We start from the raw sequence: 26,707 nt of genomic DNA on the forward strand, positions 1-26,707 counted from the left end.
GAATCCTGTCGATGAAGGCGTTCGATTATTCGAGCGTCTCGATCACGAAATTGGTGTTGGTGTAGATGCAGAGTTCGCCAGCGATGCGCAGCGATTTTTCCACCACATCGCGCGGAGCGAGGTCGGTGTTCTCCATGAGCGCCTTGGCGGCCGATTGTGCATACGAGCCGCCCGAGCCGATGGCAGCGATACCGCCTTCCGGGTCGAGCACATCGCCGTTGCCGGTGATGACGAGCGTGGCTTCGCGGTCGGCGACGATCAGCATCGCTTCAAGGTGGCGCAGGGCGCGATCGGTGCGCCAGTCCTTGGCCAGGTCGACGGCGGAGCGCAGCAGGTTGCCCTGGTGCTTCTGCAACTTGGCTTCAAAACGGTCGAGCAGGGAGAAGGCGTCGGCGGTGGCGCCGGCAAAGCCGACCAGCACCTTGCCATCATGGATGGCGCGCACTTTGCGAGCCGAGCCTTTCATCACGATATTGCCCAGCGTGACCTGGCCGTCGCCGCCGAGCGCGACGTGGTTGCCGCGCCGCACGCTGACGATGGTGGTGCCGTGATACTGTTCCATGCGCTTGTTCCTAGGGGTCCGGCTTGGCGCGACCCCCAGCGGGCCGGCCAAAGAACTTCATACTTGACGCCAGCCCCGAGGATTTCAAGCCTGATTTCCGTCACAGCGCACACTTTTTGTGCGCCGGAAATCGCTTCTTGCTGGGCTTCTTACCGTTTCAGTGGGTCACATCGAACGCGTAGGTGCGCTCATCCAGACGCGGCACCACCGTGTAACCCTTGCGCGCAGCCCACACGTTGATGTTGAAGTAGAGCGGAATCACACCGTAATCGCGTATGCCGATTTCCGTGGCTTCCTGCAGCAGCCTCTCGCGCTTGCTGTCGTCCAAGGTCTGCAGGGCTTCAGCCAGCTTGGCATCAAGCGCCGGGTTCGAATAGCGTCCGCGATTGGACGCCCCCCAGCCGCGCGCCGGGTCGTAAGTCGCCAGCAGCGCCTTCAGGCTCGAACTGACTTCGCCGGTATCCGCACCCCAGCCGGCTTGCAGAAACGAAAAGTCCAACTTGTTCGCCCGCGTGAAGAACGACGCTGATGGCAGCGTCTCGACCTTGGTGGCAATGCCCACCCGCGAAAGCATCGAAGCGATCACCTGTGCGACGCGGTCATCGTTCGGGTAACGGTTGTTGGTGGCGTGCAGCGTGATGGCAAAACCATCGGGGTAGCCGGCCTGGGCGAGCAGTTTCTTCGCTGCGGCCGGGTCCGCCACAGGTGCCTTCAGGCCCGGTACGTGGCCGAACAGCGCGCTGTTGACGAGTTGGCCGGTCGGCTCGGCAGCGCCTTCCATCACGCGATCAACGATGGCTTGGCGCGAGATCGCCAGCGAGATCGCCTCACGCACGCGTGCATCCTTGAGCGGGTTCTTCGGCAGCGGCTTGCCGGCCTTGTCGGTCACGAACGGCGACACATCGCGGTTCGAATCCATGTGCAGATACATCATGCGGAACACCGGCATCTTGAACACCGTCACAGCCGGGTTGGTCGACAGCTTCTTGATGTCTGAGCTCGGCACGTTCTCGATGACCTGCACGTCGCCCGCCAGCAGTGCCGCCACGCGCGGCGCGTCGGCCGTCAGGATGCGCAGCGTCACGTGCTGCCATTGCGGCTTCTTGCCCCAGTAGCCGTCAAAGCGCGTGAGTTCCACGCGATCGCCGCGGTTGAAGGAGACGAACTTGTACGGCCCGGTGCCGATCATGGCGCGGCCGTTGTTGAAGTCGTCCGCGCCCGCTTTTTCGACGGCCTTCTTCGACACCATGTAGATGGTCGACAAGTCGTTCGGCACCAGGGGGTACGGGCCGTTCGTGGTGATGCGCACGGTCAGCTTGTCGACCGCCGTCACGTCCTTGAAACCACGCGTGTAGATCGTGAACGGCGATGGGCTGTTCTTGATGGTGGCCGGGCGCGCCAGCGAATAGACGACATCGGCCGAGGTGAATTCGCTGCCGTCATGGAAATGCACGCCAGGGCGCAGCTTGATCTCCCATACCGTATCGCTCAGGGCCTTCCACGACGTGGCGAGGCCCGGCTTCAGGCGCATCTTCTCGTCCTTGGCGATCAGCGCTTCGAACATATGCTCGGCAACGTTCGAATTGGGCGTGACGTTGTGGAAGTGCGGATCGAGCGAAGTGATGTCGCTCGACAGCCCAATCACCAGCGTGGAGGCCGGCTGGGCATGCGCCCCAATCGGTGTGAGCGCCGAGAGCGCCGTGGCAAAAGACAGCGCAGCGACCAGGTTCGCGGCGCGCAGCAAACGCAGGACCGGCATGACGACTCCCCGATGGTTCATGACGAAAACGAAACGTTCGGGGATTGTCGGGACCGGACGACGCCGGTGTCAACGTCGATGAAGCAGGGGGTCTGCGTGCTCAGTGGTGGTGCCCGCAGTCGCAGTCGTCACCGTGTTGGTGATCGTGGTCCTCGTCCCAGCCGGTATCGTCGTGGTCGTCGTAGGCCCACGCGGGGAAGGGGTCGGCCAGCGTGGCCCAGGCTTCTGGCCCGGCAGCCATCTCCGCATCTGTCAGCAGGCAGGCATCGAGCTGCGCAATGAGCGCGGCTTCATCCAGATCCGTGCCGATGAAGACCAGTTCCTGGCGACGGTCGCCCCAGCGCGCTGGCGCACCGTTGTCGTGCATCTTGTCGGAAATGTCTGCGCGGGCCTCTTCCTCGTCGGGCCATTCGGCTTCATCCACCGCAGCCCACCACGCGCCGGCACCGCCATGACGCATCACGCCGCCAGCCTGACCCCAGCTGCCCGCCGTGTCCATGCGCGAGGCCAGCCAGAAATAACCCTTCGAGCGCAGCACGCGGCCGTGTTCGCGCAGCCATTCGGTATGCATCAGATCCCACAGGCGCAGCGGGTGGAATGGCACGCGGCGCCGATAAACGAAGCTGCGGATGCCGAGCGCTTCAGTCTCCGGAAGGTGTTCACCGCGCAGCTCCGCCAGCCACGCCGGCGCGGCAGATGCGGCATCGAAATCGAAACGATGGGTGTTGAGGATCTCGTCCAGCGGCACCTTGCCGAACGATGCCGGCACGATGCGCGCGCGCGGGTTCAGCGAGTGCAGGATGCCGGCCAGGCGCGCGCGCTCGGCATCGCTCACGAGGTCGATCTTGTTGAGCACGATCACGTCGCAAAACTCGACCTGTTCGATCAGCAAGTCGACGACGGTGCGGTCGTCGTCTTCGTCACGTGCCTGGCCGCGGTCTGACAGGAAATCGGCAGCATCGTAATCGGCCAGGAAGTGCTGGGCATCGACCACGGTGACCATGGTGTCCAGACGCGCGAGGTCGGACAGCACGTCGCCTTGCTCGTCTTCAAACGTAAAGGTCTCGGCAATCGGCAGCGGCTCGGCCACGCCGGTCGACTCGATCAGCAGGTAGTCGAAGCGGTCTTCACGGGCCAGGCGCGCGATCTCGTCGAGCAGGTCTTCGCGCAGCGTGCAGCAGATGCAGCCGTTGGACAGCTCCACCATGCGCTCGTCGGTGCGAGAGAGCTGCGCACTGGTGGCCGTGCCATCGCCCACGAGCTGCGCGTCGATGTTGACGTCCGACAGGTCGTTGACGATCACGGCCACACGCTTGCCCTCGCGGTTGGCGAGCACGTGATTGAGCAGCGTGGTCTTGCCGGCGCCCAGGAAGCCAGACAGCACGGTAACGGGAAGCGGACGGGACATGATCAGTGGCCTCAGTTTGTGGCCCAACAAAGCAAACAGCCCGGTGAGTTACCGGGCTGCAAATTCAACCGAATGCGACGCGCGCGTCAGTCACCCATCAGCTTCTGGCGCTTTTCGCGGCGCTCTTGCGCCTCCAGCGTCAGGGTGGCCGTCGGGCGAGCAAGCAAGCGCGGAATGCCGATCGGCTCGCCGGTTTCGTCGCAGTAGCCGTAGTCGTTGGCATCGATGCGCGCAATCGACTGTTCGACCTTCTTGAGCAGCTTGCGCTCACGATCGCGCGTGCGCAGCTCCAGCGCGTGCTCTTCCTCGATGGTGGCACGGTCAGCCGGGTCCGGCACGATCACAGTCTCGCGCAGGTGCTCGGTGGTCTGGTTGGCGTTCGCGAGAATTTCATCGCGCATTTTTACAAGCCGGTCTTTGAAGAAGGCGAGCTGCGCCTCGTTCATGTAATCCTTGTCGCTCATCTTCAGGATTTCGGCTTCGGTGAGTAGTTTCTTGCTGCTCATGGTTGCTGCAGATGATCCTGGTAAATCGCGCGCCGTCTCGGCTATCGCGTCGTCCTTGCGCGGGGATGCACCGGACTTGTTCTGGCTGGCGGCGGACTTGCCGCCCCGCGCGCCTCCTTTTGCCTCTCCCGCAGCGGCGCCCCCTGCCGCTTTTCTACGGGTGGCTGGCGCAGCCTGGGCTGCTGCCGACTCCATTACGGACCGCCCGGCACCACCGTTGGCGCCGTGTCCTTCCTTGGTCTTAGTCACCATCGCCTGCTCTCCTACCGGACGTGCTTCGGACGACGTGCTTCTAAATCGACCTATTGTAGCTGAACGATATTAACTGAACTATCGGAGAAACACGGACAGGAAATCCGGCCCGGATTCTGCCTGAAAGCGCGCGGCGGGGCCACCCAAATGGAGGCGAAAAGCGCCCGAATCAGGCCAGGCAGTTCTCCAATCCTTTCAGAATCGTTTCGCGCGGCAGGTCTACGCCGATGAACACCATCCGGTTGGAAGGGGTCTCGCCGTCCCATTTGCCCCCCACGTCGCTGCCCATGAGCTGGTGCACGCCCTGAAACACGACCTTGCGGTCGACGCCTTCCATATACAGCACGCCCTTGTAGCGCAGCAGCTTCTCGCCGTAGATATTCAGCACGCCCGAGAGGAATTCCTCCAGCTTGGTGTAATTGAACGGCCGTTCGCTGCGGAAGACGAACGAGGCGATGCGGTCCGTGTGGTGAGCATGGCCGTGGTGATGGTGATGACCGTGGCCATGGTGATGGCCATGATCGTGATCGCAGTCTGCCGAGCAAGCGTGGTCGTGATCATGATCGTGCTGGTGGTCATGATCGTCTTCGCGCAGGAAATCGGGATCGATCTCCAGCTTGGCGTTCAGGTTGAAGCCGCGCAGGTCGAAAATGGTGTCGATCGGCGTCTCACCAAAATTGGCGGTGCGGATCGGGGCGCGCGGGTTCATGTGCAGCAGGCGGTGGCGCAGTGCGTCCACATCGTCGGCGGATACCAGATCGCTCTTGGTGATGAAGATGGCGTCGGCAAAGCCCACCTGGCGCTGCGCTTCTTCCTGCTTGTCGAGCTGCATGTTGCCGTGCTTGGCGTCGACCAGCGTGATGACCGCGTCCAGCAGATAGCGGCTGGCGATCTCATCGTCCATGAAGAACGTCTGCGCGACGGGGCCGGGGTTGGCAACACCGGTGGTCTCGATGACCACGCGGTCAAACTGGATCTGGCCGTTGTCGCGGCGCGTGAGCAGGTCGGACAACCCCTTCACCAGGTCACCACGGATCGTGCAGCAAATGCAGCCGTTGCTCATCTGCACGATCTGCTCGTTGCCCTCCTGCACGAGGATGTCGTTGTCGATGTTTTCTTCGCCGAACTCGTTTTCGATCACGGCGATCTTCATGCCGTGCTGTTCGGTCAGGATGCGCTTGAGCAGCGTGGTCTTACCGCTGCCGAGAAAGCCCGTCAGGATGGTGACCGGGATCATTTTTGACATGGTGCGTTTCCTGTCTTGTGATGGGCCGCCAGATGCGCGCAATCCGCGCAAGCGCCCTTGATGGTGAGTTCAGCATGGTCGGCCGCGAAGCCGGCGGGCAGGCCAGCCTTCGGCATGGCCGGCGGCTCGGCGCCCTCCAGGCAGAAGTCGCGCCCGCATTGCGTGCAGTGGAAGTGGCTGTGCGAGCGGTGCGCCGCTTCGCGCGCGGCGTCGTGCTCGGCCAGGCTGAAGCGGAAGACACGATCCGCCCCCGCCGTCTTGTGGACGATGCCGCCGGCCACGAGCCAGTCGAGCACGCGGTAGACCGTCACACGGTCGATGCCCGAGTCGTCCGGCAGCGCGTCGCACACGGCCTGGTGCGAGAGCGGATCGGCGCCCTGCATCAGCACGGCCAGCACGCGCACGCGGGGCTCGGTCACACGGCTACCCAGGCCGCGCAGGCGTGCCCGGGCAGCCTCTTCAGGCGAATGGGATTGCGGAGTGACGAGATCGTCGCGCGGGGTCCGGCTGTTCATGCGCGGGATTGTCCCACGGGGCGCGGGTTGCTGCAATTGAGTTGCAATTGGGCGGCCTTGCGCCGCCCAGGGTTTCTTTTCGCGCTTCGTTGCCGCTTACGCCGCAAACATCAGACACACGGGCGTCGGCACCTTCGCCACCACCACGGGCTGGTCCAGCTTGCCGGTCTGACCGTCGATGCGCAGCCGCAGGATGGTGTCGCCCTTCTGGTTGAGCACGTAGACATAGCTGCCGTCGGGCGCCATCGTCATCGCGCGCGGGAAGTGCACACCTTCGCTCCAGTACTGAAGCGGCGCGAGCTTGCCGGAGGCGTCAATGCTGAATGCGGCCACGCTGTCGGCCAGCGGGTGGTCGGACTTCAGCTTCCGGTTGCTGGCGTAGAGGAAGCGCCCCGACGGATGCATCAGCAGCTCGGCGCCGCTCTTCTGGCCGGTGTAGTCGGCAGGGGTGGTCGAGATGCGTTGGCGCTCTTCCTGCACGTGGCCGGTGGCGGGGTCGTAACCGTGGCAGGCGACCGAGCCCTCAAGTTCGTTGATAACGTAGAGCAGCTTGCCTTGCGGATGCAGCGCCAAGTGCCGCGGGCCGCTGCCGGGCTTGAGCTGCGCACGATCCCGTGGAGCAAGCTTGCCGCCCTCGATGGCGAACACGTTGATGCGATCGGTGCCCAGGTCGGTGCCGATCACGTGCTGGCCGGTGGTGTCGAACAACATCATGTGCGCATGCGGCGCTTCCTGTTCGGGGCGGGGGCCGGAGCCGGTGTCCTTGAAGATGCCCGATACGGTGCCAAGCTTGCCGTCCTCGCCGATCGGCAGGAGGTTGTACGCGCCACCGCTGTAGATCGACACGCACAGGTGCTTCCCGTCCGGCGACACGACCACATGCGCGGGGTTGGTGCCCGATAGCGACAGCGGCTGACGATTCAACAGCGTCAGCTTGCCGTCGTGCAGGTCAATTGCATAGGCCTCGGCGCTGCCGTTTGGGCGGCCCTCGTAGACCTCCAGTTCATTGATGGCGTACAGGAACCGCTGATTCGGGTGCACGGCCAGGAACGACGGATTGGCACTTTCGACCACCTGCACCTGCGTCCACGCATCGCCGCGCGGCGCCAGCACGTAGATGCCGCGAGCAGCCGGGCCGCCGGCAGTGCCGCCCGGTGCGTTGAACGTGTAGGTGCCGACATAGGCGAAACGGGGAGGGCGCGCATTGCCCACAGGCTGCACACCTGACGCAGCCGGTTGCTCGCCCGCCTGGGCCATGACGGTTTTGGGAAGAGCGCCCAGCAAAGGCAAGCTACTAGTCCACTGCATGAAAGTTCGACGAAGACGATTGGTCATGGGATGGCTCCATCAAACACGCACGGACATCGCGTGGTGGAAGATGTTGTTCGGATCATACCGGTGCTTCACATCCTGCAGAAACGCGTACAGGTCGCCGCTGCCGTAGTAGAGCTGCGGCCAAAACGGGTAGGCCAGCATGTCGACGTCGGGGTAGTTGATGTAGCAGCCCTCGTACCGGTCACCGGGGTACGGCGTGCCGCTGTGCGGCGCGGGCACATCGGGCGCGCCGTAGACGTCGCGGTAGAAATCGCTGATCCAGCGCAGGTGACCGGCGTCATCGGCGGCAGACGTCCAATACGTCTGGTACTGCAGCTTCATGATCGACGCCCGCTGCGGCACAGCCGTATCGCCAATGCGCTCGGCCTTGTTGACGGCGCCCCCGTACGAATCGACTTGCAGCAGCGACTGGCTCAGATCGACGCCCGGCATCGTCCGCGTGAGGTGCGTATAGATGCGCTGCGCCTCGCGCGCCGTGAAGCCGCGTTTCATATAAGCCGACTTGTACTTGCCGCGCTGATTGGCGCCCGAGCCGTTCAGATACTGCGTGGCCGTCAGCCAGTCGTACTGCACGATGGTGTGCGGCTTGGAGCAGAGCAGCTGCCCCACGCCCTGCTTGTGCGCGGGGCCGTAGCCGGGCGGCCGCCCTTTGACCGGGGTGGGCGCGCAGGCCTGGAAGCGGTTCAGAAAATCATTGAGGACAGAGAGATCGCGGCACGTGCCGTCGGGGTTGCAGAACTGCGTGAGCAGGACGATCTGCCCCGACGATTTGTGCGTGAGCTTGAGCAGCGAAAACATGCCCCACGTGTCCGGATCCTTGCCGCGCGTCTCCCAGTATTCGCCGTAGATGCGCAGCAGTTCTGCAAAGCGCTGCGGCGTCATGGTGGCCCAGTCGAAGGCCACGGTTGCGAGCGCAACTTCCTGCGGTGCCGCGGGCAGCTTGGCGAACGTGTAGCCGGTGATGACGCCGAAGTTGCCGCCGCCAGCGCCACGGCAGGCACGGAACAGATCGGGATCGTGCGCTGCATCCACCGTGCGGGCAGCCGCCTTGCCGGTCTTGTCCACCGTGACGATGTCAACGGCCGAGAGCCAATCCACCGTCAGCCCTTGCAGCCGTGAGAGCAACCCATAGCCGCCGCCGCAGATATGCCCGCCAGCACCCACCGAATAGCACGAGCCACCAGGCAGCGTCACGTTGTGGCGCTTGTACAGCTCCAGGTAACCGTTCCAGTTCTGCGTGCCGGCCGGAATGCGCACCGTGCCATCGGCGTGCACCTCGGGCGTGGCGAGCAAGCTCAAATCGACGATCGTGCCGTCCGGGTTGTTGGAGACGAAATCCTCATAGCAATGCCCGCCACTGCGCACCGTCGGGCGCTGACCCGCGTTGATGATGCGCTGCACGGCGGGCACCACATCGTCGGCCTTTTCAATGAGGGCGATGCGGCTGGCGGCCTGCGCATCCGTCGCCGGCCAGCGCAGGTTGAAGCCATGTTTGAGCGTGTTGTAGCGAGGGTCTTGGCGCGTCACATCCAGTGTCATCGACGACTCCCGGTGAGGGCGTTTGCGCAAGCGTTGCGCAAACGAAGTTGGGTTCGGACGCACGGCGTCCGGCGGTTCCAACTTAGTCGTTCGCGGGCCCGGCTTCCATCAGACAATGCCGGTCGACCGGCTCATCGCGCCTGGTGGGCGAGCCATTCAACCACCCGGGTTGCCGTCGCGGCCCATAGCGGCCGTACTAGCCAGCATGCCGCGGCCCACGCCAGGATCACCACGATCAGATCGCAGCGGCCGCTCTTCCACAAGTTCAGGGAATGGCGCCCCCAGATCCAGGGCACGCCCAACGGATTGGGCCAGTCCGCCAGCAGGTGCATCAGCCCGCCGCAGGCGAAGCCGAACAGCAGCGGTGCCCACAGATGGCCGTGGCCCAGCGCCTGGTACGACAGAACAAGCACGGCCACCCAGCCAATGCCCCAGTGGGTGGCGGTGCGGTGTGTGATCCAGAGGCGGCGTGCACGCGTCCACCAGGCGACCTCCATCCAGTCAGGCGCAGTGCTGCCGGCAACCGCCGCGCAAAACGCCAGGATGCTGCCGAGATGTTCGAGAGACGTATGGGAAGCCTGTGCGACGGCGGTGGCGGCAATCAGACCTGCCGCCCAGCCCGTTGCGTGATGGGCAGCATTGGAAGCCATGCACGTGATGCGGAAGACGAAGGACCGCATCTTCGCAATGGAGGCTTGCCGGGACAAGCCAAAAATTGCGACAAATTGCTAGCCGATCTGGAGCAGCAGCCCCTTCAGGTATTCGCCTTCCGGGAAGCTCGTCAGCAGCGGATGGTCCACACCGCCAGCAAGCCGGCGCTGGATGCGCGCCGTCACCTTGGCATCGGCCGCGGCGCCCGCGACGATCTTTTGAAACAGGTCTGCGTCGATTGCACCCGAGCACGAATACGTAAACAGCAGACCGCCCGGGCGCAGCAACTGCATGCCGACCAGGTTGATCTCTTTGTACGCCCGTGCCGCGCGATCGACTTGCTGCGCCGACGCCGCAAATTTGGGCGGGTCCAGCACGATCAGGTCGAATTGACGACCTTCTGCGCGGAAGTTGCGCAGTGACTTGAAGACGTCCGCATCCAACCACTCGGCGCGCGCCGGATCGAAGCCGTTGAGCGCAACGTTGCGCTCGGCCACCGCCAATGCCTCGCCCGACGAGTCGATCGACACCACCGAGCGCGCCCCGCCCTTGAGCGCCGCCAGCGAGAAGCCGCCGGTGTAGCAAAAGCAGTTGAGGACATCGCGATCCTTGGCCAGCGCGCCGACCAGTGCGCGGTTGTCACGCTGGTCGACGTAGAAGCCGGTCTTATGACCTTCGCGCACATCCACGTAGTAGCGCACGCCGTGCTCGGTGGCAGACAGATCTGCGGCAGGCTCGGCGCCAGCCAGCACGCCGGTCATCTGCTCCAGGCCTTCGCGTTCGCGCACGCTCACATCGGAGCGTTCGTAGACGTTGGGGCAACCCGTCTCTTTGATGAGCGCGGCGACGATCGCCTGCTTCCAGTGCTCCACGCCAGCGGCGCTGAACTGGCAGACGAGCTGGCCAGTCTCACCGGTGCCGTACTGGTCGACGATCAAGCCGGGCAGGCCGTCGGCTTCGCCCATGACGAGGCGCACGGCGTCGGTGTCGTGCACCCACGCGCGGCGGTACGCCACTGCCGCGGCAATGCGGCGCTTGAAGAAGGCATGGTCGACGGGCTCGGCTTCGTCGAACGACCACGCGCGCGCGCGGATCTGCGAGACGGGGCTGAACGCCGCACGCGCCAGAAACTGGCCGTTATGCGCCCGCACGATGACGGTCGCGCCGGAGGCAGGCTTGCCCTCCACGCGATCGATGGCGTTGGCGAAAATCCACGGGTGCCGGCGCAGCAGCGAGCGCTCCTTGCCGGACTTGAGAATCAGGGTTTGCATACGACTGGGATGGTTCGCCCGGCAAAGCGGGCAGCGCTACTTCTTCTTCGCGCGGGGATGCGCCTGATCGTAGATCTTGGCCAGGTGCTGAAAATCGAGCGAAGTATAAACCTGCGTGCTGGCGATGCTGGCGTGGCCGAGCAGTTCCTGCACCGCACGCAAATCGCCCGACGACTGCAGCATGTGCGTGGCAAACGAATGCCGCAGCACGTGCGGGTGCACATCCGCCGGCACACCTGCCGCGATGGCGTTGCGCTTCATGCGCAATTGAATCTGCCGCTGCGCCAACCGCTTGCCGCGCGGCGAGAGAAACAGCGCGTGCGCGTCTTCAGGCACCGCGTCCGGCTTGGCCAGTTGCTCGCGCACCGCCAGCCATGCGGTCAGGGCCTCCGCCGCCTTGGTGCCCACCGGCACGGTGCGCCGCTTGCTGCCCTTGCCAAGCACCTGCACCTCGCGCGCTTCCAGGTCGAGCCAGCTCGAAGATTCATACTCGCCGGCCTTCACGTGCCGCATATCCAGGCTGACCAGCTCGGAGAGCCGCAGCCCGCACGAATAGAACAGCTCGTTGACAGCGCGGTCGCGAACCGTCTCGGCATCGTCGCCGGGCAGTTGCTCCATCAGCGCGACGGCTTGCTCGACGGACAGCGCTTTCGGCAAGCGCTTCGGGCTCTTGGGCGCGCGCACGCCGTCGACCGGGTTGGCGGTGACGGCGGCATCGCGCAACGCCATCCACTTGAACCAGCCGCGCCACGCCGACAGCGCCCGCGCAATGCTGCGGCCGGACAAGCCATCGCCATGCAGCTGCGCCATCATGCGGCGAATATGGTGCGACTGCAGCTGCGTGAGATCGACGTTGGCAGCGTGCTGCGCACCCAGGCGCTGCAGCACGGCCAGCTCGCGGGTATAGCTCTCCAGCGTGTGCGGCGAGAGCTGCCGCTCGAACTTCAGGGCGTCAAGGTACGCCGCAATCTGCGGATGCGGCGCCTGAGCGCCATGTTCCTCAGCGGGTGCAGATTGCGGCATGCGGCGGTCTGCGCTCAGTCACGCAGGCGGTTGAGCGTGGCAGCGGCCAGTTCGCCGATCTGCGCAAGGTAGGTCGTGCCCATGCCGTCATGGAAGCGGCGGGCGTCCGGCGAGCCGAGCACCAGCAGTCCGAATGCCGGCGCAGCGCTGGCATCGGCGTCCCCACGCACAGGCACGCGCAGCGTCACAATCGCGAGCGATTCGATGGGCTCGCCAGTGTCCGACGTATCGAGCCAGCCGGCGGCCTCAAAGCCCGCGTTGGCGCCGCAATACGGCGCACGCAGGCCGGCCGCAAACAGGCGCACTTCCTCGCTGACGCCCTGCGCGACTTCCAGGTGCGCGAATTCTTCGCCCACCTGCCACACGCGCAGCGCCACGGCCGGCACATCGAAAATCTCACGCAGGCCATCCTGCACGGCATACGGCAACGCATGCGTGTCGGCCTCGCCCAGCAGGCGCGTCGTCCACGCGTGCACGCGCTGCTGCGTGCGGTCGTTCTCGTTGCCGTGGCGCATCAGGTCCGACAGCTTGAGCTCGAGGTGCTTGTTCTTGTCGCGCAGGATTTCCATCTGGCGCTCCTGCAGCGACACGGCACGGTGGCTATGCGGGCTGGTGAGCTGGATGGCGGCCAGCAGCTCGGCGTGCTCTTCAAAGAAGGCCGGATGCGCCTGCAGGTAGTTGGCGACGTCTTGTGCGTTCATCGTGGAGGTGCTCATCAGGCTGCGCCCAGTTTCTTCTTCAGCAGTTCGTTGACTTGTGCGGGGTTGGCCTTGCCGCGCGTGGCCTTCATGGCCTGGCCGACCAGCGCGTTGAATGCCTTCTCCTTGCCGGCGCGGAATTCCTCGACCGACTTGGCGTTGGCGGCCAGCACGTCGTCGATGATCTTCTCCAGCTCGCCCGAGTTCGACATCTGCTTCAGGCCCTTCTCGGCGATGATCGCGTCGGCATCGCCACCGTGTTCGCCGGCCCACATGGCGGGGAAGACGTCTTTCTTGGCGGTGTTGTTGCTGATCGTGCCGTCGGCAATGCGCGCAAGCAGCTTGGCCAGTTGCGCAGGCGACACCGGCGCAGCATCGATGTCCAGATCGGCGCGGTTCAGGTTCGAGGCGACCTCGCCCATGATCCAGTTGGCGGCAGCCTTGGCGTTCGCGGCACCGGCATCAGTCACCACGGCTTCGAAGTAAGCAGCGGTCGACTTGGTGGCGGTCAGGATACTGGCGTCGTACTTCGGCAGGCCGTAGGCGGATTCAAAGCGCGCAGCCATGGCGGCCGGCAGTTCGGGCAACGTGGCGCGCACGCGCTCGACCCAGTCGTCGCCGATCACGAGCGGCAGCAGGTCGGGATCGGGGAAGTAGCGGTAATCCTGCGCGTCTTCCTTGCTGCGCATCGAGCGCGTTTCCTTGCGGTCCGGATCGTACAGGCGCGTTTCCTGCACCACGGTGCCGCCGTCTTCGATCAGCTCGATCTGGCGGCGCACTTCGTAGTTGATCGCCTCTTCCAGGAAGCGGAACGAGTTGAGGTTCTTGATTTCGCAGCGCGTGCCGAACGGTGCGTCCGGGCCCCGGCGCACCGACACGTTCGCGTCGCAGCGGAAGCTGCCTTCCTGCATGTTGCCGTCGCAGATGCCCAGCCACATCACCAGCGCGTGCAGTGCCTTGGCATAGGCCACGGCCTCGGCGGCGCTGCGCATGTCGGGCTCGGTCACGATTTCCAGCAGCGGCGTGCCGGCACGGTTCAAGTCGATGCCAGTCATGCCGGCAAAGTCTTCGTGCAGCGATTTGCCCGCATCTTCTTCCAGGTGCGCACGCGTGAGTTGCACGGTCTTCTCATAGCCGGGCTGACCGTTCTTGCCTTCCACCTGGATGGTCAGCGTGCCGCCCTGCACCACCGGAATCTCGTACTGGCTGATCTGGTAGCCCTTGGGCAGATCGGGGTAGAAGTAATTCTTGCGCGCAAAGATGCTCTTGGGCGCGATCTTGGCGCCGATGGCCAGACCGAACACGATGGCACGCTCGACGGCGCCCTTATTCAGCACCGGCAGCACGCCCGGCAGCGCCAGGTCAACCGGCGCCGCCTGCGTGTTGGGCGCCGCGCCGAAGGCGGTGGAGGCGCCAGAGAAAATCTTCGAGACCGTCGAGAGCTGCGTGTGCGTCTCGAGGCCGATCACCACTTCCCATTGCATGTTGCGTGTGTCCTGTCGATTGTTGTGGTGTGAATGTCTAGGTACTCAGTATTCAGGTGTTCTTGCGTTGCTGCGATCAGGGGTGCGGCGCATCGAGCCACGCCGCGAGCTTCCCAAACGCCGCTTCGCGCGCCGCCGGATCGCCACCGACCGTGACCGTTCCATAGCGACGCCCCTTCGGGATGCCGTTGCGCTCCTTGACCGGCGCCGTGCCATCAAAGCCGTGGTACGCGCCGCCAAACATGTCCAGCTCGAAACGGGCCTGCGGCTGGCGGGCCAGGACGGCAGTCTGCAGCGCCTGGCAGTGGTCGGCCTGCGTCCAGTCGTCGTTGCCGCCGGCCAGCAGCAGCAACGGCGCATTCAGCTGATAGTCGGGCCGTTTCTGCGCCGACGCACAGCCCGGGTAAAACGCCACCGCGCGATTGACCCCAGGCGCATCGACGGGCCAGGGACGGCTGGCATCCACGGCCTCCAGCACGGCCTGCGCGCCGTTGGACCAACCCAGCAGAACAATGCGGCGCGCATCCACGCCCGGCTGCCCGGCTACCCAGCGGATCGTCGCCAGCACGTCGGCGCGGCGCACCGCGCCATTGATATCGCGCGTGGCAGTACGTTCGGTGCAGATGCCATGCGGCTTACCGCGCGGGCCGAAGCTGTCGGGAAACACCACCGCATAGCCCCGCGCGCCCAGCCACTGCGCATACCCGCGATACCGCGAGCCCAGCGCCTTGGCATCCGCCCCGGCCTGCGTATAGAGGCCGCTGCAGCCGTGCAGCGCGATCACCACCGGCGCGCCGGTCGCAGGTGCCTTGACGGGCGATGCAACCCAGTAGGCGGTCAGCGTTTGCGGTGCATCCTCGGCGTCCTTCATCGACGCGCGCGGAATCTCCACCGTCTGCACGCCCAATTCTGCTGATGATGGCGCACGCGCAGCCGGCATGTCAGGCAAGGCGCCTTCGGCGTCCGGCGTCGGTTGTGCAGCGGCGTGCAGCGCCAGGGCGCTTGCCAGCGCCGCCAGCACACGGAGCGATGTACGCATCACCGGGCATTCCGGGCGCATTGGCCCGTTTGCGGATCGAACATCACCGGCCAGGCTTCGTCATAGATGCCGGGCGTGCAATGCGCTTCGCAGTTGGCGTGTGCCAGCGTGACGCGGCGTGGGTCCTGCCAAACCATCAGCGTGCACTTGCCGTAGCGCTCGCGCAGCTCGATGCTGGGGCGGCGCTTGGTCTGCTGGAACGTCGACAGGTCGAACTGACACGAACCGCGCCGGCCGACCCACAACTGCCATTGCATGGCGCTGACGTTGTTGTCGGCCACGGTGAGCGTCGCCTGCTCGCGGAAGCCGTCTTCCTCGGTCTGGTTGCAGTAGCCGTTGATGTCGATGCGGCGGTCGGAGATCGGCGGCGGCTTCGACGGGCGGCTGATGCCCGGAATGGACGGCAGCGGAATCGGCACGCACGCCGCCAGCAGGCCGGCGGCAAGCGCCAGCCCGAGTGCAGTGCGGATGCGGTGGTTCATGCGTGCCTCCTGCGCGGAGCGGGTACGTCGGAACGGGCCTCAGGCCGCCGGCTGGCGGTTGTGCCAGTCGGTCGCCTGCTGGAACGCATGCGCAATCTGCAGCATGCGTGCCTCTTCAAAATAGTTGCCGATGATCTGCAAGCCAACCGGCAAACCGTTGGCGCCGAAACCGGCCGGCACGCTCATGCCCGGCAGGCCAGCCAGGCTGGTCGACAGCGTGAAGATGTCGGCCAGGTACATCTGCACGGGGTCGCTCGTCTTCTCGCCCAGTTTCCAGGCGACAGTCGGGGCAACCGGCCCCATGATCACGTCGCATTGGCGATTGGCACCGGCCAGCACGTTCTGGAAATCCTGCGCGATGATGCGGCGGATCTTCTGCGCCTGGAGGTAATAGGCGTCGTAATACCCGTGGGACAGCACATAGGCGCCCACCAGGATGCGGCGCTTGACCTCCCAGCCAAACCCTTCGGCGCGGGACTTTCGATACATGTCGGCCAGATCGCGGTATTCCGCCGCGCGGTGGCCGTAACGCACACCGTCAAAGCGCGACAGGTTGGACGACGCCTCGGCCGGGGCGATCACGTAGTACGTTGGGATCGACAGTTCGGTCTTCGGCAGGCTGATATCGACCAGCGTGGCGCCGAGCTTTTCCAGCTCGGCCAGCGCGGCGCGCACCGTGGTGCGCACGTCTTCGGCCAAGCCTTCGCCAAAATACTCCTTGGGCAGACCAATGCGCAGGCCGGCCAGCGGGCGCGCAGCATCGGCGCCTTGCAGCGGCTGGCCGAGCAGGCGGCCGAAGTCTTCCACGTCGCCACCGCGGCCGGGTTCCAGACTGGTGGAATCGCGCGGGTCGAAGCCAGCCATGGCAGACAGCAGCAGCGCACAATCTTCGGCCGTGCGCGCCATCGGGCCTCCCTGATCCAGCGACGAGGCAAAGGCGATCATGCCGTAGCGCGACACACGGCCGTACGTCGGCTTGATGCCCGTGATGCCCGAGAACGATGCCGGCTGGCGGATCGAGCCGCCCGTGTCCGTTCCCGTTGCAGCGGGCGCCAGATCGGCCGCCACCGCCGCCGCCGAGCCACCCGACGAGCCGCCCGGCACGTGCTCGACGTTCCAGGGGTTTTTGACCGCGCCGAAGGCCGAGTTCTCATTGGACGAGCCCATCGCAAACTCGTCCATGTTGGTCTTGCCCAACGTCACCATGCCGGCCGCGCCCAGGCGCTCGACGACGGTGGCGTCAAACGGGCTGGTGTAATTGCCGAGCATCTTGGAGCCCGCCGTGGCGCGCCAGCCGCGCGTGACGAACACGTCCTTGTGCGCAATCGGCACGCCGGTCAGCGGCGCCCCGTTACCGGCTGCGATGCGCGCGTCGGCGGCCCGGGCCTGGGCAAGCGTTGCCTCGGCGTCGACGTGGGTAAAGGCGTTGAGGTGCGCCCCGGCCTCGATGCGCGACAGGTAATGGCGCGCCAGTTCCTCCGCCGAAACCTCCTTGGCGGCGAGTTGGGCGGACAGGGCTTTGATCGTGGATGCGGTCATCGAATACGTTCGGATGGGCTGCCGGCAAGCGCCGGCGACGTCGAATGGAGTGGGCTCAAGGCAGGCGCGGGAGCGCCGTTTACGCGGATTACTCGATCACCTTGGGCACGAGGTACAGGCCTGCTTCGGTGGCCGGCGCGCATCGCTGGTAGTCCGCGCGGCGGTCGGCCTCGGTGACGGCATCGTCGCGCAGGCGCTGTGCTTGCGCCTGAACTTGCTCGATCGGGTGGGCCATCGGCTCAATGCCGGTGGTGTCCACGGCCTGCATCTGCTCGACCAGCGAGAAAAACTGGTTGAGCTGGGTGAGGGTCTGCGCGGCCTCGCCTTCGGAGACTTCGATACGGGCGAGGTGGGCGATGCGTTTGACGTCGGAGAGTTCGAGTGCCATCGGAATGGGTCAGTGAGTGCAGCGGCGGGCGGGCAACGTACGACAAGCGACGGCTACTGCGCGCAAGGGGCGCCCAGGTTGGGCCCCGACAGCGCCGATTTGCCGCAATTTTGGCGCCAAACGCCCGCCGAATACCCGCAGAGTGCCCGAATTATAAGGTATGATTGCCGACTAAATTTCTAAGTCAGCAGGCGACTTCGTGCAGTCACGGACCCTCTGATTAAGTACCCCGGGAACCTCCCGGCAGTCGCACCGTCAGCATCAGGCGACACTTAATCAAAGGTTCCTTGGGGGCCCCCTCTCCGGGCGGCCCAGCCTCGGCAGGATGGTCAGTGCCACGGCACCCCACCGTCGATCACCACGGAGCCCGCGACATTCCCGGGAGCGCAGTAGCAGGATCGGACCGCATGGCATGCCCGTGCGAGGTCTGCGCGTTGGTGCAGCCGTTGCGCCGCAGTCCTGCTGCTGGGCCGCCCATGACTCGAAAAACAGGATTCATTCGATGTTCGGCTTTTTGCGCAGCTATTTCTCCAACGATCTCGCGATCGACCTCGGCACCGCCAACACCCTGATCTACGTCCGCGACAAGGGCATCGTCCTTGACGAGCCGTCGGTGGTGGCCATTCGCCAGGAAGGTGGCCCGAACGCCAAGAAAACCATCCAGGCCGTCGGTAAGGAAGCCAAGCAGATGCTGGGCAAGGTGCCGGGCAATATCGAGGCGATCCGCCCGATGAAAGACGGCGTGATCGCCGACTTCACCGTCACCGAGCAGATGCTCAAGCAGTTCATCAAGATGGTGCACGACACCAAGCTGCTGCGCCCGAGCCCGCGCATCATCATCTGCGTGCCGTGCGGGTCGACCCAGGTCGAGCGCCGCGCCATCCGTGAATCGGCGCTCGGCGCCGGGGCGTCGCAGGTGTACCTGATTGAAGAGCCGATGGCCGCTGCCATTGGCGCCGGCCTGCCGGTGTCGGAGCCGTCGGGTTCGATGGTGGTGGACATTGGCGGCGGCACCACCGAGGTGGGCATCATCTCGCTGGGCGGCATGGTCTACAAGGGCAGCGTGCGCGTGGGCGGCGACAAGTTCGACGAGGCCATCGTCAACTACATCCGCCGCAACTACGGCATGCTGATCGGTGAACAGACCGCCGAAGCCATCAAGAAGGAAATCGGCTCGGCCTTCCCGGGTTCGGAAGTGCGCGAAATGGAAGTGAAGGGCCGCAACCTGTCGGAAGGCATTCCGCGCGCCTTCACGGTGTCGTCCAACGAAATCCTGGAAGCACTGACAGACCCGCTGAACCAGATCGTCTCCTCGGTGAAGATCGCCCTGGAACAAACCCCGCCTGAACTGGGCGCCGACATTGCCGAGCGCGGCATGATGCTCACCGGCGGCGGCGCGCTGCTGCGCGACCTCGACCGCCTTCTGGCCGAAGAAACCGGCCTGCCCGTGCTCGTGGCCGAAGACCCGCTGACCTGCGTGGTGCGTGGCTCGGGCATGGCGCTCGAACGCATGGACAAGCTCGGCAGCATCTTCTCGTACGAATAACGGGACCATGCGCCGCGCCGATCCGCGTTCCGCTGTTGTGACCGATTTCGTGACTACGATTGTGGTCACGCCAGCCGCCTTCGCGGACCGCTGAGATGCGTCTTGCGCCGGTGCGCCGTGCTCCGCCCGCCAAGGGCTTGGGCACCGCACCAGCGCCACACCCAATCTGTTGCCGGCAGGCCGTTGACCTTGACGTTGACCGTCACGCGTCTGCCGTGCCCATTTGAAGCGTCCGGGTCATGGATTACTCCCCGCCGCCCCTCTTCAAGCAGGGCCCGTCCGCCACCGCGCGGCTGGTCGCTTTGCTCGCGCTCGCGCTTGCGCTACTGGTGATCGATGCCCGCATGTCCGTGCTGGGCGTGGTCCGGCAAGTCGTGTCGGTCATCCTGTACCCCGTCGAGCGCCTGGTTCTGATCCCGCGCGATACGGCACGCGCCGCACTCGAATACACGCAATCGTCCACCAAGCTGGCTGTTGATAACCGGAGCCTGCGCGAATCGGCCGTTGCCCAGGCGCAGCAATCGCTGCGCGCCTCGCAGCTCGAAGCCGAAAACCGCAATCTGCGTACGCTGCTCAATCTGAAACAGCACGCGGCGGTGCCCACGGTGGCGGCGGAAGTCCTCTACGAGGCGCGTGACCCTTATACGCAGCGCATCGTGATCGATCGCGGCTCCAAGGACGGTGTGCGCGCGGGCTACCCGGTCATCGATGATCGCGGCGTGGTTGGTCAGGTGACGCGCGTGTCGCTGTTTGAATCGCAAGTCACGCTGCTGACCGACAAGGACCAGGCGATTCCCGTGGAGGTCGTGCGCAACGGCCTGCGCAGCGTAGCCTTTGGCGGTGCCCGACCGGGTGCGCTGGACCTGCGCTTCATGGCTGCCTCGGCCGATCTGCAGCAGGGCGACCTGCTGGTCACGTCCGGGCTGGATGGCGTCTATCCTGCGGGCCTGCCGGTGGCGCGTATTTCGCAAATCGAGCGCAAGGCCGACACCGCTTTCTCGCGGGTGGTCTGCGAACCGGTGGCCGGCATCCGCAGCAACCGGCACCTGCTGATCGTGAAGTACGAATCGGGCTTCCCGCCGCCGACGGATCTGTCGCCGGCGCCAGTGCCCAAGGGCAAGAACGCTGCACGCAACGCGCGCGAAGAGAAGGACCGCGCTGCACGCGCCGCCGCCGAGGCCAATGTCCCGGGCCCCGCGCCCGCAGCTGAAGAAAACGCTCCGCCGCCGCGCCCGACCGACGCCGACGGCAATCCGCTGGACACCGATTCAGCGCAAAAACGCTGAAGCGAGGCCATCGATCATGAACTCGCCCCAATATCTGCTGCGCCCGGTCAACCCGGGCTTCATCGCTTTCAGCTTCGTGCTGGCGTTCCTGTTCAACCTGATGCCGTGGGGCCACATGCAGTGGATTCCCGATCTGGTGGCACTCGTGCTGGTGTTCTGGAACATCCATCAGCCGCGCCGCGTGGGCATGGTGGTGGCCTTCCTGCTGGGTCTGTTGATGGACGTGCACGAAGCGCGCCTGCTTGGCGAACACGCGATGGCGTACACGATGCTGTCGTACTTCGCGATCACGATTCACCGGCGCGTGCTGTGGTTCTCGGTGCTGTCGCAGGCGCTGCATGTGCTGCCGCTGCTGGTGCTGGCGCACGCCGTACCGATCGTCATCCGCCTGCTGATGGGCGCGCACCTGCCGGACTGGCAGGTCATCCTGCCACCGCTGATCGAAGCCGCCTTGTGGCCGTTCGCAAACGCGTTCCTGCTGGCGCCGCAGCGGCGCCCGGAGAGCGTCGATGAAACTCGGCCCATCTAAGGCGGCCGATCTGATGCACCCCGCTATTCACCCTCACCTGGCATGACCGAAATCCGCAACGTCGAGCAGGAGCTGTCGCGCTTCCGCCTGCGGCTGGCGGCAGCCGCCCTGTTCGTGCTCGTCTGCTTCGGGCTGCTGCTGGCGCGTTTCTTCTGGCTGCAGGAGGTCAAGCACGAGCAGTATTCGGCCAAGGCGGAGGACAACCGCATCTCGGTGGCGCCAATCGAGCCCAATCGCGGCATCATCATGGACCGCAACGGCGTGGTGCTGGCGCGCAACTATTCGGCGTACACGCTGGAGATCACGCCGTCCAAGCTGCAGGACACGCTGGACAACACCATCGACCAGCTTGCCCAGGTGGTCGATATCCAGCCGCGCGACCGCCGCCGCTTCAAGCGCCTGATGGAAGATGCGCGCAGCTTCGAAAGCCTGCCGATCCGCAGTCAGCTGACCGATCAGGAAGTGGCACGCTTCTCGGCGCAGCGCTTCCGCTTTCCGGGCGTGGACGTGCATGCGCGGCTATTCCGCCAATACCCGCTGGGCGACTCGGCATCGCACGTGATCGGCTACATCGGCCGGATTTCCGAGCGCGACCTGGACCGCATCGACAACATGAGCGATGCCAACAGCCAGCCCGGCGTGGCGTATGACCCGCGCAAGGATTCCAACAACTACAGCGGCACGGAATACATCGGCAAGGTCGGCATCGAGCAGAGCTACGAGACCGAGCTGCACGGCCTGACCGGCTACGAAGAGGTGGAAGTGAGCGCGGGCGGCCGGCCGATCCGCACGCTGTCGACCTCGCAGGCAACGCCGGGCAACAACCTGATCCTGTCGCTCGATATCAACCTGCAGCGGCTGGCCGAGCAGCTCTTCGGCAACCGCCGCGGCGCACTGGTGGCGATCGAACCCGAAACGGGTGACATCCTCGCCTTCGTCTCCAAGCCGACATTCGATCCGAACCTGTTCATTGAAGGCATCGACAGCGCGACCTGGGGCGAGCTGAACAACTCGCCGGACAAGCCGCTGCTGAACCGCCCGCTGCGCGGCACGTATCCGCCCGGCTCGACGTACAAACCGTTCGTGGCGCTGGGCGCGCTCGAACTGGGCAAGCGCACGCCGCAGTGGGGCATGGCCGATCCCGGCTCGTTCACGCTGGGTAACCACACGTTCCGCGACGACGTGCCGGGCGGCCACGGCTGGGTCGACATGTACCGATCCATCGTGATGTCGTGCGACACGTATTACTACCGGCTCGCCAACGACATGGGCGTCAATGCCATCCACGATTTCATGAAGCCCTTCGGCTTCGGGCAGGTCACGGGCATCGACATCGAGGGCGAGCGCACCGGCATCCTGCCGTCCACCGACTGGAAGCGCAAAGCCTACAAGCGGCCCGAACAGCAGAAGTGGTACGACGGCGAAACCATCTCGCTGGGCATTGGCCAGGGCTACAACAACTTCACCATCCTGCAGCTCGCGCATGCGATATCGACGCTGGCAAACAACGGCGTGGTGATGAAGCCTCACTTGGTGAAGGCGGTCGAAGATTCGCTGTCCAAGTCGCGCGCGCTGACGGTGCCGACAGAGAGCTACCGGATCCCGCTCAAGCAGGCGAACATCGACGTGATCAAGCGAGCCATGGTGGGCGTGAACCAGGCCGGTACGGCAGCCAAGGCGTTCATCGGTGCGCAATACGTGTCGGCGGGCAAGACGGGGACGGCGCAGGTGTACTCGCTGGGCAAGAACGAGAAGTACAACCACCACGCCATTCCCGAAAACAAGCGCGACCACGCGCTGTTCGAGGCGTTCGCGCCGGCGGACCATCCGAAGATCGCGCTGGCACTCATCGTGGAAAACGCCGGCTTTGGTGCCGCGTCGGCCGCGCCAATTGCACGTGCGGTCATGGACTATTACCTGACCGGCAAGTGGCCTGCAGAACTGGCTGCCACCGCGCCGAAGCCCCAGCAGCAACCGCCGGTGGATACGCCCAGCGTGTTCTCGACCGGCAAGACGGCCACCATTGCCAGCGCGACGGCTGCGCCCCAAGTGGCTGCAGAGCCGGCGTCCGGGGTGGCTGCCGCTTCAGGCGTGTCAGCCCCCGCCGCCAGTGCCGTGGTCGCCGCTTCGGCGCCGGCCGCATCGTCGGTGGCATCAGGCGCCACCCGCAGCGCGCCGCCGCTGTCGCCCGACCTGGTGGCGCCGGCCCTGCGCGAAGCCGGCACCAGCACCGAAGCTATCGCCCCGGCCACGCTGGACGCCCAGGTGCTGCAAGCGCTGTCGCATGCACAACCGGCACCCGAACTGCCACCGCGCGGACGTGGCAACGCTGCCGCACCGGCGGCGGCCCCGGCGACCACGCCAAAGGGCGCGAAGGACGCCAAGCCGGGTAACAAGCCGGCGCCGAAGCCCGCGCAGAAACCGGCCTCCAAGCCGGCCGCACCCTGATATTTGCGCTTGAGGATCTCGCCATGGACAAACTGGACAAGCGCCGCATATTCAACATCATCAAGTCGCTCTTCACCGGCTTCGATGGCCCGCTGGCGCTGATCGTCTTCCTGCTGCTCGGCACGGGATTGGTCGCGCTGTATTCGGCCGCCATCGACATGCCGGGCCGGGTGGAAGACCAGGTCCGCAACATCCTGCTGTCGTTCGTGCTGATGTGGATCATCGCCAACCTGCCGCAGCAAACGCTGATGCGCTTTGCGGTGCCGCTCTACACCGTCGGCGTGGCGCTGTTGATCGGCGTGGCGGCGTTCGGGCTGATCCGCAAGGGCGCGCGGCGGTGGCTCAATATCGGCGTGGTGGTACAGCCTTCCGAGATCATGAAGATCGCCATGCCGCTCATGCTGGCGTGGTACTTCCAGAAGCGCGAGGGCGTGATCCACTGGTATGACTATCTGGCGGCAGCCTTGCTGCTTCTGATTCCCGTGGGACTGATCGCCAAGCAGCCGGACCTGGGCACCGCGCTTCTGGTGCTGGCGGCAGGCATCTACGTGATCTACTTTGCCGGGCTGTCGTGGCGGCTGATCGTGCCGGTGCTGGTAATTGCTGTCACGGCGATCACGCTGGTGGTGTCGTTCGAATCGCGCATCTGCGCTCCTGGCGTGAACTGGCCGATCCTGCACGACTACCAGCAACACCGCGTGTGTACGCTGCTCGACCCGACCACCGACCCGCTCGGCAAGGGCTTCCACACCATCCAGTCGATCATTGCCATCGGCTCCGGCGGCGTGACGGGCAAGGGATGGCTGAAGGGTACGCAAACCCACCTGGAGTTCATCCCCGAGAAGCACACCGACTTCATCTTCGCGGTGTATTCGGAGGAGTTCGGGCTGGTGGGCAACGGCGTGCTGCTGTTCCTGTATCTGCTGCTGATCTTGCGTGGGCTCTTTATTGCAGCCAATGCCGGGACGCTGTTCGGGCGCCTGCTGGCTGGGTCGATCACGCTGATCTTCTTTACTTACGCCTTCGTCAACATGGGCATGGTGAGCGGCATCCTGCCTGTCGTGGGTGTGCCGCTGCCGCTCATCAGTTACGGGGGGACGGCGCTTGTCACGCTGGGCATGGGCATCGGCATCCTGATGAGCATCGCCCGGCAGAAACGCTTCGTGCAGACCTGACAAAACGGCCGCCAGAATTTGGCGGCCGTTTCGTTTTCAGGCGGCGATGGCTTCTTCGCGCAGCAACCTTCGCAGCACCTTGCCCGTTGCGGTAGCGGGCAGCGCATCATGGAACTTCACGCGCCGCGGCACCTTGTACGGCGCCATGTTGTCGCGCGACCAGGCAATCAGCTCGGCTTCCGAGAGCGTCACGCCGTTCATCGGCACCACGTGCGCGCAGACGACTTCACCTTTGTCCGGATCGGGGATGGGCGTCACGGCCACTTGGCGGATGCCCGGGTGGCGCGAGAGGAGCGCCTCGACCTCTTCCGGAAACACGCTGTAGCCCGACACCTTGATCATCTCCTTGATGCGGCCCTGCCATTGCAGGTAACCGTCGGGCGAGACCTGGCCGATATCCCCAGTGCGCAGAAAGCCGTTGTGCAGGACGGCGCGCGTGGCCTCGTCGCGCTGCCAGTAGCCACGGAACACGCCCGGGCTGCGGATGGTGATTTCGCCCGCTTGGCCGGGGGGCAGTTCGGCGCCGGTATGCGGGTCGACGATGCGTACCTCGGTCTGCGGGACGATCTTGCCGTGCCACCCCCAGCGTGGCGCATCGGCAGGCGTGATGGCATCGCAGGTGTGGGTTTCCGACAGGCCATAGGCCGCTTCATAGATGCGGCACTGCGGGCCGGCAAAAGCACGCCACTGCTCGGCAATGGCTTCGGTCAGCGTGACGCCGAAGCTGGTGCATGGGTTGGCCACCAAGGATTCCATGCGGTACTGCGCGGCGTCCGGATGCGCCATGACGGCCAGGTTCATTGGCGTCATGCTGTACCAGCGTGTCACGCGGTAGCGGTCGATGGCCTGCAGCACGGCCAGGGGATCGAACCGATAGAGCAGGATGGTCGTCGCACCGGAATACAGCATCACGTTCATGCCCATCAGCATGCCGGCGATATGGGACAGCGGCGCCACCGCCAGCATCACGTCCGAAGCATGGATGCCGCTGACCTGCACCGTGACAGCGGTCTTGTACAGCGCGTTGCGGTGCGTAAGCATGGCGCCCTTCGGGCGGCCTGTGGTGCCCGAGGTGTAGACCATCAGCGCCACTTCGTCGAGGTCAACGGTGATGGCAGCCACGGCATCGCGCTCGGCCACATCCACGGGTTCAGCCATGAGTTGCATCAGGTCGAGCTGCGCGGCGCCCGGCTTGTTCCTGAGCGGCGGAGCAGACGAGGCATCGGCGGCAATCAACTCGGGCGGCACGGCCAGCGCCTTGCGGCACGCGGGCTGCGAAGGCTGCAGATCGGCATAGCGCGTGGTAATGACGGTTGTGACAGACGTACCCGGCCGCGCGGCCTCGACAATGGGCATCAGGTCAGCCGCCGCCACCAGAATCTTGGCGCCGCAATCGGCCAGTTGGTCGCGCAGTTCGTGCTGACGCGACAGCGGCCCGCACGGCACGACGATGCCGCCCAGCTTGGCCGTGGCCAGATGGGCCACGATGGCTTGCGGACAGTTGTGCAGAAACAGCGCAACGCGATCGCCGCGTGTCACGCCCAACCGCTGCAACTGCACCGCCAGCCGCGTCGAGGCCTGGTCCAGCTCCCGCCAGCAGATCGTGCGGCCGTACCACAGCAGCGCGATGCGCTCGGGCGTCTGCTGCGCATGATGGGCGCAATACCGGTGCAGGGGCATCTCGCCCGCCAGATAATTGACCGGTTCGCGGTTCTGGATGGTCATGTGGTGTCTCCTCGGCCGCCGGCATCGCGGGGCGACACATCGGCCGTGATGGCTGCCCTCGTTGCGGGGCGCTCATGCGGGTCAGGGTTCGCGGCATCCATTGGTCGAGTATGGCGAAGCCATATGGCCACCGCCGCACCGATTTGCGCAAGACCGCGTTCCACCCACGATTCGGGTCAAACATGACCTCGCGCAAGACGAATCCCAAAAAATCTACCGCTCGGTATAGAGTCTCTGCGCAAATCTGCTGTTGCGTCAATCGGTGAGAAGTCGGATACGCAGCCCTGGCAACGAAACATCG

Annotated in this window: 23 protein-coding genes; 5 read left to right on the forward strand and 18 right to left on the reverse strand. The window is 65.2% G+C overall.

The features are described from left to right. Positions 1 to 25: 25 nt before the first annotated feature. From hslV to gatC, 17 genes are all read right to left on the reverse strand, one after another. Positions 26 to 562, reverse strand: coding sequence for an ATP-dependent protease subunit HslV (hslV, locus tag BG83_RS0112480; RefSeq protein WP_024977041.1), 537 nt, complete (start codon positions 560 to 562; stop codon positions 26 to 28). 157 nt (positions 563 to 719) lie between these two features. Beyond that, positions 720 to 2,321, reverse strand: coding sequence for an ABC transporter substrate-binding protein (locus BG83_RS0112485; RefSeq protein ID WP_024977042.1), 1,602 nt, complete (start codon positions 2,319 to 2,321; stop codon positions 720 to 722). A 100-nt stretch (positions 2,322 to 2,421) separates the two neighbouring features. Continuing rightward, complete coding sequence (gene zigA, locus BG83_RS0112490) at positions 2,422 to 3,729, reverse strand: zinc metallochaperone GTPase ZigA (protein ID WP_024977043.1); 1,308 nt, start codon at positions 3,727 to 3,729, stop codon at positions 2,422 to 2,424. 86 nt (positions 3,730 to 3,815) lie between these two features. Beyond that, complete coding sequence (gene dksA / locus BG83_RS0112495) at positions 3,816 to 4,235, reverse strand: RNA polymerase-binding protein DksA (RefSeq protein WP_024977044.1); 420 nt, start codon at positions 4,233 to 4,235, stop codon at positions 3,816 to 3,818. A 421-nt stretch (positions 4,236 to 4,656) separates the two neighbouring features. Beyond that, positions 4,657 to 5,733, reverse strand: coding sequence for a CobW family GTP-binding protein (locus BG83_RS0112500; protein ID WP_024977045.1), 1,077 nt, complete (start codon positions 5,731 to 5,733; stop codon positions 4,657 to 4,659). Then, positions 5,721 to 6,248, reverse strand: a complete 528-nt coding sequence (locus tag BG83_RS0112505; protein WP_024977046.1) for a Fur family transcriptional regulator — start codon at positions 6,246 to 6,248, stop codon at positions 5,721 to 5,723. The genes BG83_RS0112500 and BG83_RS0112505 overlap by 13 nt, the downstream gene beginning before the upstream one ends. A 96-nt stretch (positions 6,249 to 6,344) precedes the next feature. Beyond that, on the reverse strand, positions 6,345 to 7,583 hold the full coding sequence (locus BG83_RS0112510) for a lactonase family protein (RefSeq protein ID WP_024977047.1): 1,239 nt from the start codon (positions 7,581 to 7,583) through the stop codon (positions 6,345 to 6,347). Positions 7,584 to 7,595: 12 nt separating this feature from the next. Then, complete coding sequence (locus BG83_RS0112515; RefSeq protein WP_024977048.1) at positions 7,596 to 9,122, reverse strand: FAD-dependent oxidoreductase; 1,527 nt, start codon at positions 9,120 to 9,122, stop codon at positions 7,596 to 7,598. A 131-nt stretch (positions 9,123 to 9,253) separates the two neighbouring features. Then, positions 9,254 to 9,772: a metal-dependent hydrolase gene (locus BG83_RS0112520; protein ID WP_024977049.1), complete on the reverse strand. Its 519-nt coding sequence runs from the start codon at positions 9,770 to 9,772 to the stop codon at positions 9,254 to 9,256. A 78-nt stretch (positions 9,773 to 9,850) separates the two neighbouring features. Beyond that, on the reverse strand, positions 9,851 to 11,044 hold the full coding sequence (locus BG83_RS0112525) for a class I SAM-dependent rRNA methyltransferase (RefSeq protein ID WP_024977050.1): 1,194 nt from the start codon (positions 11,042 to 11,044) through the stop codon (positions 9,851 to 9,853). Between the two features lie 36 nt (positions 11,045 to 11,080). After that, a complete protein-coding gene (gene xerC, locus BG83_RS0112530; protein ID WP_024977051.1) occupies positions 11,081 to 12,067 on the reverse strand; it encodes a tyrosine recombinase XerC in 987 nt (328 codons plus the stop codon). A 14-nt stretch (positions 12,068 to 12,081) separates the two neighbouring features. Continuing rightward, entirely contained in the window at positions 12,082 to 12,768 is a 687-nt protein-coding gene (locus tag BG83_RS0112535; protein ID WP_024977052.1) for a DUF484 family protein, read from the reverse strand. Positions 12,769 to 12,782: 14 nt separating this feature from the next. Further along, positions 12,783 to 14,249 carry an Asp-tRNA(Asn)/Glu-tRNA(Gln) amidotransferase subunit GatB gene (gene gatB, locus BG83_RS0112540; protein ID WP_024977053.1) on the reverse strand — a complete coding sequence of 489 codons (1,467 nt, stop codon included), beginning with the start codon at positions 14,247 to 14,249 and terminating at the stop codon, positions 12,783 to 12,785. A 76-nt stretch (positions 14,250 to 14,325) separates the two neighbouring features. Beyond that, complete coding sequence (locus BG83_RS0112545) at positions 14,326 to 15,288, reverse strand: dienelactone hydrolase family protein (protein WP_024977054.1); 963 nt, start codon at positions 15,286 to 15,288, stop codon at positions 14,326 to 14,328. Further along, complete coding sequence (locus BG83_RS0112550; protein ID WP_024977055.1) at positions 15,288 to 15,770, reverse strand: hypothetical protein; 483 nt, start codon at positions 15,768 to 15,770, stop codon at positions 15,288 to 15,290. The genes BG83_RS0112545 and BG83_RS0112550 overlap by 1 nt, the downstream gene beginning before the upstream one ends. Before the next feature lie 39 nt (positions 15,771 to 15,809). Further along, positions 15,810 to 17,309, reverse strand: a complete 1,500-nt coding sequence (gatA, locus tag BG83_RS0112555; protein ID WP_024977056.1) for an Asp-tRNA(Asn)/Glu-tRNA(Gln) amidotransferase subunit GatA — start codon at positions 17,307 to 17,309, stop codon at positions 15,810 to 15,812. An 88-nt stretch (positions 17,310 to 17,397) separates the two neighbouring features. Next, positions 17,398 to 17,697, reverse strand: coding sequence for an Asp-tRNA(Asn)/Glu-tRNA(Gln) amidotransferase subunit GatC (gene gatC / locus BG83_RS0112560; RefSeq protein WP_024977057.1), 300 nt, complete (start codon positions 17,695 to 17,697; stop codon positions 17,398 to 17,400). A gap of 502 nt (positions 17,698 to 18,199) precedes the next feature. Between gatC and BG83_RS0112565 the strand changes: the two genes are divergently transcribed. From BG83_RS0112565 to rodA, 5 genes are all read left to right on the forward strand, one after another. Next, on the forward strand, positions 18,200 to 19,243 hold the full coding sequence (locus tag BG83_RS0112565; protein ID WP_004628293.1) for a rod shape-determining protein: 1,044 nt from the start codon (positions 18,200 to 18,202) through the stop codon (positions 19,241 to 19,243). A gap of 239 nt (positions 19,244 to 19,482) precedes the next feature. After that, complete coding sequence (gene mreC, locus BG83_RS0112575) at positions 19,483 to 20,529, forward strand: rod shape-determining protein MreC (protein ID WP_024977058.1); 1,047 nt, start codon at positions 19,483 to 19,485, stop codon at positions 20,527 to 20,529. 16 nt (positions 20,530 to 20,545) lie between these two features. Then, entirely contained in the window at positions 20,546 to 21,058 is a 513-nt protein-coding gene (mreD, locus tag BG83_RS0112580) for a rod shape-determining protein MreD (RefSeq protein ID WP_015856079.1), read from the forward strand. 42 nt (positions 21,059 to 21,100) lie between these two features. Beyond that, a complete protein-coding gene (gene mrdA, locus BG83_RS0112585; RefSeq protein WP_024977059.1) occupies positions 21,101 to 23,506 on the forward strand; it encodes a penicillin-binding protein 2 in 2,406 nt (801 codons plus the stop codon). Positions 23,507 to 23,529: 23 nt separating this feature from the next. Then, positions 23,530 to 24,681 carry a rod shape-determining protein RodA gene (rodA, locus tag BG83_RS0112590; RefSeq protein WP_037031841.1) on the forward strand — a complete coding sequence of 384 codons (1,152 nt, stop codon included), beginning with the start codon at positions 23,530 to 23,532 and terminating at the stop codon, positions 24,679 to 24,681. Positions 24,682 to 24,717: 36 nt separating this feature from the next. Here the strand turns inward: rodA and BG83_RS0112595 are convergent, their stop codons facing one another. Further along, positions 24,718 to 26,406, reverse strand: coding sequence for an AMP-binding protein (locus BG83_RS0112595; RefSeq protein WP_024977061.1), 1,689 nt, complete (start codon positions 26,404 to 26,406; stop codon positions 24,718 to 24,720). Positions 26,407 to 26,707: the final 301 nt, after the last annotated feature.

Origin of the sequence: Ralstonia pickettii, from assembly GCF_000607165.1 — a bacterium.
GTDB lineage: Bacteria > Pseudomonadota > Gammaproteobacteria > Burkholderiales > Burkholderiaceae > Ralstonia > Ralstonia holmesii.